The sequence below is a fragment of the Alicyclobacillus kakegawensis NBRC 103104 genome, assembly GCF_001552655.1.
GTDB lineage: Bacteria > Bacillota > Bacilli > Alicyclobacillales > Alicyclobacillaceae > Alicyclobacillus_G > Alicyclobacillus_G kakegawensis.
Genome location: NZ_BCRP01000003.1, coordinates 163,461 through 178,677 on the forward strand (window position 1 = coordinate 163,461; position 15,217 = coordinate 178,677).

Below are 15,217 nucleotides of genomic sequence, written 5' to 3' on the forward strand. Positions count from 1 at the left end.
GCTTGCCATCTTCACAGCCCATACCTCAATCGTTGTATTTGACCCGCTGCTTTTTCACCAGTTTGCCGTCCACGTACACGTCTATTTCGCCGTCCTTGTGGGGAGCGAGGTATAAAACCACAGGGTAATTCTTGCTCCCCTGGACGGTTTCATCCACCACCTGCTGATCCGTGCCGGTGGCGTCGGACTTGACAATCACCACATGGGTGCCGCTCTTCGCCCCGTCGACCGAGACGGTCACGTCGTGTTCCTGTGTGCCAGGCGGAATGTTGGCCGCCGCTCCCGCTGCGTCATTCCCGGCGGAGGGAGTCGAATCAGCTTGCCCTCCCGTCCCGCCGGTGGCGTTGTCCGATCCGTTGTCGGCGATGTACAAATCGATCGCCGTCCCTGGCTTCACCGTGTCGCCCGGGCGGTTGGGCGCCGTGTTGACGACCGTCCCGTCAGCCACTCCTGGTTGCGGCTGGGGAATGATCTGGCCCACCACCAGCCTCGCGTCGACCAACATCTTGCTGGCCTCATCGAGCGATTTTCCAATCACGCTCGGCACCGTCGTCTCCGTCTGGCCGCGGCTCACGGCGAGCACCACCTGGTGGTCCGTGGACACCAGGTGGTTGGCAGGTGGATTGGTGGACACCACCTCTCCGGCCGGCACCTCATCGCTCGCCACCTGCTTGGTCTTGAGATGGCTCCGGGAAAAGCCGAGATTCACCAGTTGCTGCAGCGCCTGATCGACCGTTACGCCGGACAGGTCCGGCATGTTCACCTTCGGCGCTCCGGCGGAGATATACAAGGTCACTGCCCGATCCTGCTTTACCTCCGTGTCGCCGGCTGGGTTCTGTTCCACCACCGTCCCTTTCGGCGACTTTGACGAGGTCTGCTTCTGCTCATGAATCTGCCCCCGCTGAAATCCAGCTTGCTCCAACATCTGGATGGCCTCTGCTTCCGGCTTGCCGACCACGTTCGGCAACTTGACGTTCGGCACCTCCAACAGGCGCATCACGATGAAATAGGCCGCCACCACACCCGCAGCCACGAGGACAGTGGCCAGTGACACCCACAGACTGACGCGCAACCAGCGGCGGCCTCCGCGCCGCTGCTCGTCCTCTCCCGCAGCCTGCAAAGCAGAGGCTTCCGTCCGCCCCCGCTTCATTCCCGCCGGTCGAACCAGCCCGCCGGCGTCATCAGTAATGGCCGGGATGGCAATCGTCGCTTCGGGCACCGCTTGGGGAGGGTGAAACTTGGGCGCATCCGGGTTACGCAGCGCCTGCTCCAAGTCTTCCTTCAGAGCCCACATGTCCGGATAACGCTCGTCCGCCGACTTCACCATGCAACGAAGGACGATGTTTTCCAGGCTTTGCGGAATTTCAGGGTTGATCTGACGCGGTTCGACAAATTGATCGCGCAAGTGCTTGAGCGCCACACTGACCGCCGAGTCCCCCTGAAATGGCAGGCGACCGGTCAACATCTCGTACATCACGACACCGAGCGAATAGATGTCGCTCTTGATATCCGCCAAACCGCCGCGCGCTTGCTCCGGTGAAAGGTAATGGACGGAGCCCAGCACCGGCGCCGAGTGGTCATAGGTTAGCGTGTTGCCCCCCAAGGCGCGGGCAATCCCGAAATCAGTCACCTTGACCTGGCCCGCCTTGGTCAGCAGGATATTGTGAGGCTTGATGTCGCGGTGTACGATATGATGACTGTGAGCGTGCTGCAACGCATCGCAGATCTGCCGGGTGATGGACACCGTCTGTTCCGGCGAGAGCGCCCCCCGCTCCCGAATCAGGTCCTTGAGCGTGGGGCCGTTGACGTATTCCATGACGATGTAATACTCACCATCGGTCATCCCCACGTCGTATATATTTACAATATTAGGATGGGACAATCGAGCCGCCGATTGGGCTTCTTGCCGAAAACGGCTGATGAACTCCTCGTCCTCCATGTACTGGGGGCGAAGCATCTTGATGGCAACCGTACGCCCAAGCAACGTATCCAGCGCCCGATAGACCACGGCCATACCGCCGCCGCCGACTTGTTCCTGCAGTTCATAACGGCCTCCCAGCCGACGGCTCATTGTCCGCCCTCCTCTCGGTTGACCACGATGACAACGGAGACGTTGTCGGGTGCGCCGGCGACGAGCGCCCGCTCAATGAGCGCGTCCGCCACCAGTTCCACCTCGCGGTTGGAGTGCGCGTCCGCCAAGCGGGTCAGATATTCGGTCAGTTCCTCTTCAGCCACAAGGTTGGACAGGCCATCCGAGCACAACAGGAACAGGTCGCCCTGCTGCCACTGGGCGACGTTGATGTCCGGCAGGCTGATGCTGGCCGTGCCGAGCGATTTGGTGACCACATTCTTCTGGGGATGATGCACCGCTTCCTCAGGGGTGATTTGTCCCCGCCTCACCAGTTCCGCGACCAACGAATGGTCACGCGTCACCTGGCGTAACCCGTCGGCCTGGAGCAGATAAGCCCGGCTGTCGCCCACGTGGGCAAAAAACACTCGCGTGTTGTCGTACAGGGCGGCCACAAAGGTTGTGCCCATGCCGTGATATTCGGCACGGCTTTGCGACGCCTCCCACACTTTCTGATTGGCTTCGGCCACCGCCTCTTGCAACAGGTCAATCGGATCCACGTCCTCGTCGCCCAGTCCGCTGCGAATGTACTGGGCAGCCGTGTCCACCGCCAACCGGCTGGCCACCTCGCCGGCCGAGGCGCCGCCCATGCCGTCGGCGACGACGACCAACTGCATCGGTTGCCAATCGGTGAACCCTGCGCACACATCTTCATTCGTCTGGCGAACAAGACCTACATGCGTCCTGACTGCATACAGCACCTGCATTCCTCCACTTCCGGCGGTGGCCCCACGACTAACGGCGAGCGTACTGGGCTCGCAGCTGGCCGCAGGCGGCGGCGATATCGTGCCCCATCTCCCTGCGGACGGTGGCATTGACGCCAAGCCGGCGCAACTCCCGTAAAAACGCCTCGATTTGCCGCGGCGGCGTTCGCGTATAGTTTCTCTCCGGCACGTAGTTCACCGGGATCAGGTTCACATGACAGGGAAGTTCCGACACCAAGGCCGCCAGGTTGCGCGCGTCCGTCAGGGAATCGTTCTCACCGCCGACCAGTGCGTATTCGAAGCTGATACGGCGGCCCGTCTTGTTGCAGTAATAGCGGCAAGCCTCCATCAGTTTGGCGATTGGGTACGCTTTGTTGACGGGCATCATCCGCGAGCGCTGCTCATCGGTGGCCGCGTGCAAGGATACCGCCAGCGTGACCGGCCGACCGTCGTCCGCTAACCGAATGATACCCGGAACCAGCCCGACCGTCGAGATGGTGATGTGGCGCATCCCGATATTCAGCCCCTGTGGGTCGTGAATGATGTCCATGAACTTCAGCGCGGCCGAGAGGTTGTCCATCGGTTCTCCGGATCCCATCAGCACGACGGACGAGACGCGCTGGCCCGCTTGCGCCAGGAGGCGCACGCTGTGCATGAGCTGCTCAACCATCTCGCCCGCGCTCATCTGACGGATCATCCCGCCGAGGGTAGAGGCGCAAAACGTACAGCCCATCTTGCACCCCACCTGCGTGGACACGCATACGCTGTTGCCATAATCGTGTCGCATTAACACCGTTTCTACCGTGACCCCATCGGGCCAGCCGAGCAGGAACTTCACGGTGCCGTCACGCGACACCTGGCGGGTGACTTCATGCGAGGTTTGAATCACACTCTCCGCTGCCAGGCGCTCACGCAAGGTCTGCGGCAGATTGGTCATCGCCGCGAACTCCGACACCTGGCTCTGATACAACCAGCGGTAAATCTGTGCCGCTCGATAGGCGGGCTGCCCCATTTCCTGCAGCCAGGAGGTCCACTCCTCCATACGCAAGTCATATGCGTGTCTTGCCATCGCCCGTTCCCCTTTGCACGGTTTCAGGCGCCCGCCGACACTCCGCCCTATTGGAAGCGGTGCAGGCGCGCCATGTAAAACCCATCGGTGCCAAACTCGTCCGGCGTCAACAGCAACCCCTTGTCCACACTGCGCGACCGCAGCAGAGAGGGCAAATCCGGAGCCACGTCATCCCAGCGGAGCCGCAATCTAACGTCGTCCACCACGCTCTGGACAACGTCCGTATTCTCTTCCGCCAACACGGTGCAGGTGCTGTAGACAATGAAGCCACCAGGCCGCACCAGCTTGGCCGCCGCCTCCAACAGTTGGCGCTGCAAGCGGACGAGTTCGGCCACATCCCCGGGTGAGCGGCGCCAGCGGATGTCCGGTCGGTGGCGTAGGACGCCCAGGCCGCTGCATGGCGCATCCACAAGCACCGCATCGTACCGATCCGCATGCCCGGGGACACCGGGCAGCAATCTCCCGTCCACCGTCAAGGTTCGAATGGAAGTCAGCCCCAGCCGCGCGGCCGCCTGTTCAATAAGCTGCCGCTTGTGGGCATGCAGGTCACAAGCGTCCACCTGCCCCCTGTCCTGCAACAGCTCGGCGATGTGCGTCGTCTTCGCGCCAGGCGCCGCGCACAGATCCAACACCCGCGCCCCCGGTCGGACCGGGAGCAGAGGGGCAACCAGCATAGCCGCCTCATCCTGGATAGTGATCTTTCCGGCTCTGTACAAATCCCACGCTTCCACCGCCACGCCTTGGGCCAAGCGGAGGCCTTGAGGGGACAGGGGCGAGCGGCTCACGGGGATACCCGCGCGACGACGGATCTCCTCCATCACCTCGTCGACGTCGGCACGCAGCGGATTGACCCGCACCGAAAGGGTGCCCGCCTGGTTGCCGGCCGCCAGCACCCGCTCGGCCTTGGCGGGTCCAAACTGGCGCAAAAACGATTCGACTATCCAATCGGGATAGGAATACTGAATGCCCAAGCGCTGGACATCACTCTCTGCCTCCAGCCTGGCGAGGCGCGCCGCGGCGGATTCCTCCTGGCGCAGGTACGCGCGCAGGACCCCGTTGACAAAACCGGCCGCCTTGGGCTTGACCCGTTTGCACAATTCCACCGCCTCGGCCACCGCCGCATACACCGGGATGCGATCCAGAAACGCGAGCTGATACGCCGTCAACCGCAGCACCGTACGCACCTCGGCGTCCAGGTCGGCCACGGGGCGCCGGAGAAACGGGTGGAGCAGCCAGTCGAGGGTGCGCTGGCGCTGCACCGTGCCGTAGACCAGCTCGGTCAGCAGCCGCCGGTCCGCTCCCTCCAGCCGCGCCTCCCGCAAGCACTGCTGCAGGGCCAGATTGACGTAGGCCTGATCGCGCTCGACGCGCAAGAGCGTCTGCCAGGCCCAGAAGCGGACCCCTCTCATCGGCTACCCGCGGCCAAATGAGCCGCACGGCTGGTCACGCCGCGCAGCCAAGCGGCCGCCTCCATCGCCCGCTTGCCCGCAGGCTGCACCTTCGTCACCGGCAGCCAACCATCGCCGGTGCGCACGCACACCTCACCACCCAGGAAGCGGACGTCCCCCGGCACCCCGTCCACGGGCGAACAGGGGCGCATGGGCCAATGGCTCTCCCAGACCTTGAACGGCTGCCCTTGCCAGCTGCAGGATGCCCCCGGGGCAGGAGAAAGGGCCCGGATGTGGTTGTGCACCTGCCACCCCGGCTGCGCCCAGTCGATCGCCTCATCCTTCCTTGTAATCCGCTCCGCATACGTAACTCCCTCTGGCGGCTGGGGCACGGGCGTCACCTGGCCCGCGAGGTAGCGCGGCAGCACCTCCACCAACAGCTCGGCGCCCATTTGGGCCACGCGCGCTTCCAACTCGCCCAGGTTGTCGTTGCTGCCAATCCGGGTCTCGGCCCTGGCGAGCATCGGCCCCGCGTCCAACTGTTTCACCATTTCCATCAGGGTGACCCCGGTCTGCTCATCCCCTGCCATCAAGGCCCGCTGCAACGGCGCCGCGCCGCGCCAGCGCGGCAAGAGAGAAGCGTGCACATTGAGGCAGCCGGCCCCCGCTGTTTGCAGCAAACGCTCGGGCAGGATCTGACCATAGGCCGCCGTAATCAAGACATCCGGAGCCAGCGTTCGCACCCGCTCGATGATCTCGTCTGTGCGCACCCGCTCCGGCTGGGCAACCTCCAGCCCGAGCGCCAACGCCGCCTGCTTCACCGCCGGCGCCGTCAGCATCCGCTTCCGCCCCACGGGCCTGTCTGGTTGAGTGACCACGAGACAGACCTCGTGCCCGACCCGCACCAACGCCTCCAGGCTTGGCACCGCGAATGGGGGCGTACCCAAAAAGACAATGCGAGCCACCGGAATCACCCCTGTTTGGACCCGAGTTCGTGTTCGCGCACGATTTCCGACGGCTTGAGGTAGTCGATGAACAGGATTCCGTTGAGGTGATCGACCTCATGTTGGATGCAGCGAGCGAACAGGTCGCTCGCTTCAATGACAATCTCTTCCCCCTGACGGTTGAGCGCCCGCACTTTCACATGCCGGGCCCGCGTGACTTCCCCGCTCAACCCTGGCAGGGACAGACAGCCCTCCGCCGCCCGCTGGCTGCCTGAGCGCTCCAAGATCTCCGGATTGATGAGTTCCACCAGTCCTTCTCCGACATCGATGACGACCAGCCGCTTGGCGATGCCAATCTGATTCGCGGCCAGGCCGATGCCCTTTGCGTCGTACATGGTTTCCGCCATATCATCGAGCAGTTTTTCCACAGCCTTCGTGATGGCAGGCACTGGTTTGGCAATTTGGCGAAGAATGGGGTCGTTTCCCTTGCGAATGATACGAATGGCCATGTCAACTCCTCCTCCACGGGCGAGGTGTGGGCTGCTGTCGCCGTCCGTACCCGCTCCGGCGTCCTCGTTCAGGCAATCTTCCCAGCGCCCACGTCCAGCACGCAGACCCCGCCCAGGCGGCGCATTTTTTCCCGCACCAGCAGGAATGCGCTGGACACCGGATCGGCGACGTCTTGCCAATGCGTATACTTTACCACAACCTGATAGCGAAACTGATCTTCCATCCTCAGGATGCCGGCCGGATGAGCGGGCAACACCGTTCCCCGCTCCGTCGGCAGCCGGCGACGCAACTCCCGTTCAAATCGGCTGGCCGCGGCACGGGCCCAACGTTCCTCAGAGTGGCTCGCGACAAAAACAGCCAACTCAGAGAACGGCGGATAGAAGAACTGTTCCCGGATGGCCCGCTCGGCTCGATAGAAGCCCCCGTAGTCGTGACTCGCCGCCGCCGCGATGGCAAAGTGCTCGGGGCGGAAGGTCTGGATGACGGTGCGTCCTGGCACGTCCCCGCGACCGGCCCGCCCAGCCACTTGGGTGAGCAAATCGAATGTGCGCTCAGCTGCCCGATAATCGGGGACGGCCAGCATCGTGTCAGCCGCCAACACTCCGACAAACGCGACGTTGGGAAAGTCCAAGCCTTTCGCAATCATCTGCGTGCCGACCAGCACGTCCGCCTCTCCCGAGAGAAACTGGGTCATGGCTTCCTGGTGCGCCCCTTGCCTGCGGGTGGTGTCCACATCCATGCGCAGGATTCGCCAGCCGGGCCACTGCTCGGCCAGCAGCGCCTCGACCTGCTGCGTGCCGATACCAAACGGGCGCAGGGCCGTTTCCCCACAGGCCGGGCATGCCCCGGGCCAAGGCGCCCGGTGCCCACAGTAGTGACAGCGCAGACTCCAGTCATCCCCCGCTTTGTGAACGGTGAGGGAAATGTCGCAGTGTGGACACTGCAGGGATTCACCGCAGCTCCGACAGAGCACGAATTGGGCAAAGCCACGGCGGTTGAGAAACAAAATCGCCTGATGCCCGGCATCCACCGCCTCGCGCATGCCGGCCGCCAGTGCCCGGCTGAACAACGAGCGGTTGCCAGCCTTCATCTCCGCCCGCATGTCGACCACTTCCACCGCCGGCAGTGAGCGCTGGCCGACCCGACGAGGCAGTGTGACGAGCGACGCCAGGCCGGTCTCCACCCGGTGCATCGACGTTAACGACGGCGTCGCTGAAGCCAGGACCACCACCCGACCAGCTCGGCGCACTCGTTGCCGCGCTACCTCCCGTGCGTCGTAATGGGGAGTGTCATCCTGTTTATATGAAGGTTCATGCTCCTCATCCACCACAATCAAGCGTAAATCCACAACCGGGGCGAACACGGCGGAGCGCGCTCCCACCACGATGCGCGCCTCACCGCGCCGGATACGCAGCCATTCGTCGCGCCGCTGTCCGACCGACAGCCCCGAATGCAATACCGCCACCTGGGAGCCGAAGCGGGCCACAAAACGGCCGACCATCTGGGGCGTCAAACTGATTTCTGGAACCAGCACAATCGCGCCGCCGCCCTCCGCCAACACCTGCTCCATGGCGCGCAGGAACACCTCGGTCTTGCCACTGCCGGTCACACCGAACAACAACAGCTCCTGGGTCGGCAGGGCCCCCCGGAGCGCTTCCTCAATTCGAGTCAATGCGCGTCGTTGAGCGGCAGTCAGCGGATAGGCATGCGAGTCCGCAACCGGATAGGACACCGGGACGTCCCTGGCCACCTCGACCTGCACCAAGCGCGCCAGGCCCTGCTCGAGCAGCGCCCGGACGGGCGCGTCGGTAGGGCGCATCCCCAATTCCTTGAGCCGCACCCGCCCCTCTGTGGCCAGGGCGGCCAACAACTGGGCCTGTCGTTTGGCCCTTGTCCGCCGCTCCTCCGCCAAGGCCGCCAACTCCTCGCTTGTCCTCGCGGCCTCCAGGCAGGCAAGGGTGCGCGCCCTCGCCTTGTCCACCCATTCCATATCCAACTCCGCCAGCCCCAGGGACATCAGCTGCCGTACGGCGAGCCACGCCTCCGCGCCAAACCGCCGCTCCAGCCGTTCAAGGCGGGCAGGGCGACTTTGCAACGCTGCCCAAACCGCGGCGGCATAGGGCGGCAGCGAGGCTGCGGCCCCATCCGCATGCGTCTCCGCTGACACGGCCCGCACGCGGTGCACGACCTGCGCCCGATAGGCCGAAGGAAGCATCGCGTGCACCGCCTCAATCCAGGAACACACGTAGCGCCAGCGCAGCCACCCGCAAAGCTCAATCATCTCTTCTGTCAACAGCGGCTCCGCATCGACCAGGAACGCAATCTCCCGCAGCTTTGCCTCCGCCGGCTCCTTTTCCCGCAGACGCATGACAAAACCCTGCTGGCTGCGGCGGCCAAACGGGACGATGACACGCTGCCCGACAGCAAGGTGCGGCTTGAGCGACGCCGGCACGCGGTAGCTGAACCACCGATCCACCCCGCGCCCGCGCATGTCTATCAGCACGTCGGCAACCACATCGCTGCCCGCCGCGTCCGTCACTCGCCTCTCACCTCGGCCAAGCGTTCCACCACCGCGTCCAGAATCCTCTCGGCCACTTCCCGCTTGCTCAGGAGCGGCAGGTGCTCTTGTGCGCCAGATGCGCGCAGGAGGCTGACACGATTGGTGTCCACTCCGAATCCGGCGTCTGGCTCCGCGACATTGTTGACCACAATCAGGTCCAGTTGCTTGCGCTCCAGCTTTTCCCTAGCATAGACTAAAGCGTCCCGGGTCTCCGCGGCAAAGCCGACAATGACTTGGTCCTGCCTGCGCATCTCTCTGACTTTCGACAGAATGTCGGGCGTCGGCTCCAGTTCCAAGACCGGCACGCCTTGTGCCTTCTTCCACTTATGCTCGTGCCGCTGGACAGGCCGAAAGTCGACGGGCGCGGCGGCGCTGATGAACACGTCCGCTGCGGGCACCTCGTCGAGCACTGCCCGCAGCATGTCCTCCGTGGACCGAACGTGGCGCATCCGCGCCCCGGGCACGGGCGACAGGTGAGTCGGACCGCTGACCAACACCACCTCCGCGCCCCGCGCCAAGGCCGCCTCGGCCAAAGCGTACCCCATCTTGCCCGACGAAGCGTTGCTCAGGTAACGGACCGGATCGATATCCTCGACCGTGGGGCCCGCGCTGACGAGCACGCGCAGGCCGCCGAGTTGTCGGCGGCCGGCAAAGTGGGCATCAATGATGTCAGCGATGTCTTCCGGCTCGGCCAACCGTCCCTTGCCCGTGTACCCACAGGCCAACGGTCCCTCGCCCGGATTGACGACGAGCACCCCGCGCTGCCGCAGCAGGGACAGGTTGCGCTGAACCGTCGGGTGCTCGTACATGTGCACGTTCATGGCCGGCGCCACCAACAGGGGCGCGGTCACCGCCAAGGCGGTTGTCGTCACCATATCGTCGGCGATGCCCAACGCCAACTTCGCCAGCAGGTTGGCGGTGGCCGGAGCGATGACGTACATATCCGCCCGGTCAGCGATGGCGACATGCGCGATCTCGGCCGCGTCCGGCTCGGCGAACGTGTCGACGACCACCGGCCGATGGGTCAGCGCCTGGAACGTCAGAGGCTGGACAAAACGAGTGGCGTGTTCGGTCATCAGCACTTGCACCTGATAACCTCGTTTGACCAACTGACTGCACAGAGTCGCCGTCTTGTAAGCAGCGATGCCACCGCCCACGCCCACGAGGACAAAGTGTGCCAAGCCTATCCGTCCTTTCTTGATCTAACCGTTCGTGAGAAAAAGGCAGAACATCCCTGGTGGGTGCTCTGCCCTCGCGCGCCTATTCTCGCCCGCTCACCGCGCTCCATCCGGGCGCACGTATCGTACCTTGCCGTCGTGAATTTCCCACAGGGCACGACTGACGTTTTTGGTCGTTGACGATCCCGGTTGGTTCATCGTTCGCTGTTGCAGCTGGCGAGCCCGTTTCGATGTGGCGACGACCAGCGCATACTTGCTGTCGACCGAAGCGACCAATTCATCAATCGACGGATAGAGCAAGACAATCCCTCTTTTCATCGAGATTCCCGATTTGCATCATAATATTGTACTGCTTTTTTCCCACTCAGACAATAGATTCAGGTTGCGGGATACGCGGCCGTGTTCCGCCGCGACAATCGCTTCAATCCGTCGACAAGCCAACTCCACCTCGTCGTTGACCACCACGTAGTCGTATTCCCGCATCATCTGCAATTCCTTCCACGCGGCGCCAAACCGTCGCTGGAACGACTCCTCCGTCTCCGTGCCCCGCCCTAGGATGCGCGCCCGCAACTCAGCCGCGGAGGGCGGAATCAAAAAGATGAACACGCCGGCCGGGTAACGGCGTTTGACCTGCATGGCGCCCTGGATGTCAATTTCCAACAGGACGTCTTGTCCCAGAGCCAGCGTATCCTCCACGAACGACCTGGGCGTGCCGTAATAGTTTCCATAGACCTCCGCCCACTCGAGCAACTGCCCGTCGGCCATCATCTGCTCGAACTCCATGCGGGTCTTGAAAAAGTAGTTGACCCCGTCCTTCTCCCCAGGCCTGGGCTGGCGCGTGGTGGCGGATATCGAGACCTTCATGGGCACGCCGCGCCGCATCAATTCCGCGCACACCGTTCCCTTTCCGGCTCCGGAAGGGCCGCTGAGGACAAACAAGATTCCCGGTTTCGCGGTCGCCATGGCCGTCATTCCTCATCTTCCAACAATTGTTCCTTGGCAGTCAAACGATGAGCCACAGTTTCCGGCTGCACGGCAGACAGAATGATGTGGTCACTGTCCGTGATGATCACCGCCCGGGTCCGGCGCCCGTACGTCGCATCAATCAACCGCCCACGCTCCCGGGCCTCCTGAACGATGCGTTTGATGGGGGCCGATTCGGGGCTGACGATGGTTACAATCCGATTGGCCGACACGATGTTGCCAAACCCGATATTGATTAACCTGATGGACATGACCGCGCCTCCTGCACTTATTCGATGTTCTGCACCTGTTCGCGCAGTTGTTCGATGAGCGTCTTCGCATCGACCACGGACCTGGAAATCTCCGTATCGGCCGCCTTCGCCCCGATGGTGTTCACCTCACGGTGCAGTTCCTGGACGATGAAGTCCAACCGCCTGCCGACTGGACTGCCCGCAGCCAGCGACGCGGAAAACTCCCGCAGGTGGCTGGCCAAACGGGTGAGTTCCTCGTCAATCGAAACCTTGTCCGCATACAAGACCAACTCCGCCGCCAACCGGTCCGCATCAACCCGGCCCGCCCATTCTTGCAGGCGGCCGGCCAACCGTTCCCGCTCCGCCCGCAGCCGCTCTGGCGCCCGCGCCCGCATACCGTTCACGATTGTCTCCAACGCTCGCACCTTCGCGAGCAAATCGACGCTCACCCGTTCGCCTTCGCGGCGGCGCATGGCAACCAGAGCCAGGCAGGCGTCTTCCACCGCCTGCACCGCCGGCGACCGTAACGCCCGCGCGTCAGCCGCAGCCTCCGGCGGCAGGACGACCCCCGGAAAGGTCAACCACTGATACGGCTGCGCCGGTTGCACATCTGCCCGTCCGGCGGCCCGCATCCGCTCGGCCAGGTCTGACTCCAACCGCTGCAGGTGCTCCAGCAGCGGCCAATTGAGCGTCAGTGCGGCGGATTCACTGGGAGCAGCATGGAAACTGAGCGTGACCTCCACCCGTCCTCGCTGCACGTGCCGCGCAACAACGCGGCGCAATTCGTCTTCCAGCGGCCGCAGCGTCTTGGGTACATTGACCACCACGTCGAGAAAGCGGTGATTGACGCTGCGCACTTCTGCGTTCAGATGGAACTCCCCCGCCTGTACAGCGGCCTGTCCAAACCCGGTCATACTTCGACAATCCACGACAAATCCTCCAAGCGTATCTATATTCTACAGTAGTTATCCGGGTCGAGACAAGGTTATCACAGGTTATCTTGGATTTCCTCACACAATCCTTGACTTGCGCAAGAATTCGACGCCAATCATCTGTGCAAACTCTGCCTGTAGAATTGACAATCCGGGCCCTGCGAGATAAACTGATGCGCGTGAAAATTTTATTTTAGCCTCTATACTATTTTGGACTGGAAACACCAGTCGCGAGGGAAAACAGACCAAAGGGAGGACACATACGTGAAAACACGTCGGCTGCTCATTTTCAACATTATCGCGTTGATAGTCATCATCGCCATCCTGTTCGGCGGCTATTACTGGCTGGACCAACGCAACAAGTACATCAAGACCGACAACGCCCAGGTGACCGGCCAGGAGGTGGTGTTGAGCGCCCCGGCCACCGGCAAGCTGGTCAATTGGAAGGGCGACCTGGGTTACACCTTCAAGAGCGGAGACACGTTGGGAACCGTCGAAGTCCCGCCCAGCGCGGGCCAACACGAGCCTGTCGATGTGGACGTGAAGGCCCCGACCGATGGCACTGTGGTCCAGGACATCGCCGTGAAAAACCAATTTGTAGCGGCCGGATCCCCATTGGCGTACTCCTACGACCTCAAGCACTTGTGGGTCACCGCCAACATTAAGGAGACGCAGATAAACGACGTCAAGGTCGGTCAGACGGTGGACGTGTACGTGGACGCGTTCCCCGGTTCGTCCCTAACCGGCACGGTGAGCCAGATTGGCTACGCGACCGCCAGCACCTTCTCACTCTTGCCGCAATCGAACGACACGGCCAACTACACGAAGGTCACGCAGGTGATTCCAGTCAAGATTACCTTGAGCGGCTATCAAGGCATGCGTCTGGTGCCCGGCATGAACGTGAGCGTGCGCATTCACAAGTGACAAGGAGCTGAAGTGACGTGTCCGTAGATACTGCCCAGGAGGCATCCCGGCCCGCGGCTCCAGCAGGCAGCGCACACGTCGGGCCGATTCTAATCACCCTGATTCTTGGTGCCTTCGTGGCCATCTTGAATCAGACCCTGCTGAACGTGGCGCTGCCGCAGTTGATGAACGATTTCAGCGTCACCGCCAACACCGTGCAATGGCTGTCCACCGCCTACCTGATGACCAACGGCGTGCTGATACCCATTACCGCTTACTTGATTGGCACGTTCACCACGCGGCAGTTGTTCATCGGGGCCATGGCCGCGTTCACCATCGGATCGTTCATTTGTTCCATTGCGCCTTCCTTCGCGGTCATCCTCATCGGGCGCGTGATTCAGGCTGTAGGTGCGGGCGTCATCATGCCCTTGTTGATGACCGTCGTCCTCAACCTGTTCCCGCCCGAGGGGCGCGGCAAGGCGATGGGCGTGATTGGCATCGCGATGATCTTCGCGCCGGCTGTCGGGCCGACGCTGTCGGGGTGGGTCGTTGAGACCTGGACGTGGCGCATACTGTTCTGGATTGTCATCCCGATTGCGGTGATCGATATCCTGCTTGCGGTATTCTTACTGCGCAACGCGACCGAACGCACCAACCCCCGCTTCGACTGGCCGGGTTTCGTCACCTCCACCATCGGCTTTGGAGCCCTGTTGTACGGATTCAGCGAAGCCGGCAACAGTGGCTGGTCCGACGCAAAGGTGACCGGCTCCATCATCATCGGAGTGCTCGCACTCATCCTGTTCGTTTGGCGGGAGTTGACGGCGCGCGAACCGATGTTGAAGCTGCAGGTCTTCCGCTATGACATGTTCTCGCTGACGACTGTGGTCAGTTGCGTGGTCAACATGGCCATGTTTGCCGCGATGATTTTGCTGCCGATTTACATTCAGAACATCCGTGGCTTCACGCCACTCAAATCCGGCCTGTTGCTGATGCCGGGAGCCGTTCTGATGGGCATCATGTCGCCGATAGCTGGCGCCCTGTTCGACCGGGTGGGGGCGCGCCCGTTGGTCATCTTCGGGCTGATTGTGACGCTCATCACTACCTGGGACTTCAGCCACCTGACCCTGCAGACCAGCTACGCGCACATCATGTGGCTGTACACGGCGCGGATGTTCGGCATGTCATTCATCATGATGACCGTCATGACTGCCGGTCTCAATCAATTGCCGAGGCACCTCAACGCGCATGGCACAGCGGCCGCCAACACCGCCCGCACGGCGGCTGGGTCCCTGGGCACGGCCGTCATGGTGACACTGATGACGACGCGCTCGCAGGTGCATATGGGGCAATACGTCAATTCGGTTAACGTGACCAATCCGACCATTCAACAGTTCATCCAACACGTCGGGGCGGCCCTCGGCGCAACCGGCGACCAGGCGCAAGCGCTGGCGGCCGAGCTGTTGTACGGTATGGCCAGCAAACAGTCGACGATGGACGGCATCAACGACGCGTTCTTGGTCGCCGCACTCATCGTGGCTGTGGCGTTGGTGCTCTCGTTCTTCATCCGCCGGGTGACGCCGCCCAAGGCGTCCCAGCCCGCGGACACACAGGCGCTGGTGCCCAAGGAGCGCGATGCGTCCGAAATGCCCGATCCGGTACCCGTGGATTGAACGCGCGCGAAAGGCCG

At 62.8% G+C, this 15,217-nt stretch carries 14 protein-coding genes; 2 read left to right on the top strand and 12 right to left on the bottom strand.

What is annotated here, in order from left to right:
- Positions 1 to 25 precede the first annotated feature (25 nt).
- The 12 genes from pknB to AK2_RS03695 form a co-directional block, all read right to left on the bottom strand.
- The gene (gene pknB, locus AK2_RS03640; RefSeq protein WP_067931502.1) at positions 26 to 2,071 is read right to left on the bottom strand and encodes a Stk1 family PASTA domain-containing Ser/Thr kinase; all 2,046 of its coding nucleotides are present in this window, start codon (positions 2,069 to 2,071) and stop codon (positions 26 to 28) included.
- Positions 2,068 to 2,829 carry a Stp1/IreP family PP2C-type Ser/Thr phosphatase gene (locus AK2_RS03645; protein ID WP_067931505.1) on the bottom strand — a complete coding sequence of 254 codons (762 nt, stop codon included), beginning with the start codon at positions 2,827 to 2,829 and terminating at the stop codon, positions 2,068 to 2,070. Before AK2_RS03645 ends, pknB begins: the two co-directional genes overlap by 4 nt.
- Positions 2,830 to 2,863: 34 nt before the next feature.
- Positions 2,864 to 3,901 carry a dual-specificity RNA methyltransferase RlmN gene (gene rlmN, locus AK2_RS03650; RefSeq protein ID WP_067922033.1) on the bottom strand — a complete coding sequence of 346 codons (1,038 nt, stop codon included), beginning with the start codon at positions 3,899 to 3,901 and terminating at the stop codon, positions 2,864 to 2,866.
- 47 nt (positions 3,902 to 3,948) lie between these two features.
- Positions 3,949 to 5,310 carry a 16S rRNA (cytosine(967)-C(5))-methyltransferase RsmB gene (gene rsmB / locus AK2_RS03655; protein WP_067931507.1) on the bottom strand — a complete coding sequence of 454 codons (1,362 nt, stop codon included), beginning with the start codon at positions 5,308 to 5,310 and terminating at the stop codon, positions 3,949 to 3,951.
- Positions 5,307 to 6,254: a methionyl-tRNA formyltransferase gene (fmt, locus tag AK2_RS03660; protein WP_245628878.1), complete on the bottom strand. Its 948-nt coding sequence runs from the start codon at positions 6,252 to 6,254 to the stop codon at positions 5,307 to 5,309. The genes rsmB and fmt overlap by 4 nt, the downstream gene beginning before the upstream one ends.
- 5 nt (positions 6,255 to 6,259) lie before the next feature.
- Positions 6,260 to 6,742 carry a peptide deformylase gene (gene def / locus AK2_RS03665; protein WP_067922042.1) on the bottom strand — a complete coding sequence of 161 codons (483 nt, stop codon included), beginning with the start codon at positions 6,740 to 6,742 and terminating at the stop codon, positions 6,260 to 6,262.
- Positions 6,743 to 6,810: 68 nt separating this feature from the next.
- Positions 6,811 to 9,282, bottom strand: coding sequence for a primosomal protein N' (gene priA, locus AK2_RS03670; protein WP_245632751.1), 2,472 nt, complete (start codon positions 9,280 to 9,282; stop codon positions 6,811 to 6,813).
- Positions 9,279 to 10,484, bottom strand: coding sequence for a bifunctional phosphopantothenoylcysteine decarboxylase/phosphopantothenate--cysteine ligase CoaBC (gene coaBC, locus AK2_RS03675; RefSeq protein ID WP_067931508.1), 1,206 nt, complete (start codon positions 10,482 to 10,484; stop codon positions 9,279 to 9,281). Before coaBC ends, priA begins: the two co-directional genes overlap by 4 nt.
- A gap of 93 nt (positions 10,485 to 10,577) precedes the next feature.
- Positions 10,578 to 10,781, bottom strand: coding sequence for a DNA-directed RNA polymerase subunit omega (gene rpoZ / locus AK2_RS03680; RefSeq protein ID WP_067922051.1), 204 nt, complete (start codon positions 10,779 to 10,781; stop codon positions 10,578 to 10,580).
- A 36-nt stretch (positions 10,782 to 10,817) separates the two neighbouring features.
- Entirely contained in the window at positions 10,818 to 11,453 is a 636-nt protein-coding gene (gene gmk, locus AK2_RS03685) for a guanylate kinase (RefSeq protein WP_067931510.1), read from the bottom strand.
- Positions 11,450 to 11,716 (bottom strand): extracellular matrix/biofilm regulator RemA, encoded by a 267-nt coding sequence (remA, locus tag AK2_RS03690; protein WP_067922056.1) that lies wholly within the window; start codon positions 11,714 to 11,716, stop codon positions 11,450 to 11,452. Before remA ends, gmk begins: the two co-directional genes overlap by 4 nt.
- Before the next feature lie 17 nt (positions 11,717 to 11,733).
- Positions 11,734 to 12,624, bottom strand: coding sequence for a YicC/YloC family endoribonuclease (locus AK2_RS03695; protein WP_157076208.1), 891 nt, complete (start codon positions 12,622 to 12,624; stop codon positions 11,734 to 11,736).
- A 267-nt stretch (positions 12,625 to 12,891) separates the two neighbouring features.
- Here AK2_RS03695 and AK2_RS03700 point away from each other — a divergent pair, with 267 nt between their 5' ends.
- Positions 12,892 to 13,551, top strand: coding sequence for a beta-barrel domain-containing protein (locus AK2_RS03700; RefSeq protein ID WP_067931514.1), 660 nt, complete (start codon positions 12,892 to 12,894; stop codon positions 13,549 to 13,551).
- A gap of 17 nt (positions 13,552 to 13,568) precedes the next feature.
- Complete coding sequence (locus tag AK2_RS03705; protein WP_067931516.1) at positions 13,569 to 15,200, top strand: DHA2 family efflux MFS transporter permease subunit; 1,632 nt, start codon at positions 13,569 to 13,571, stop codon at positions 15,198 to 15,200.
- Positions 15,201 to 15,217 lie beyond the last annotated feature (17 nt).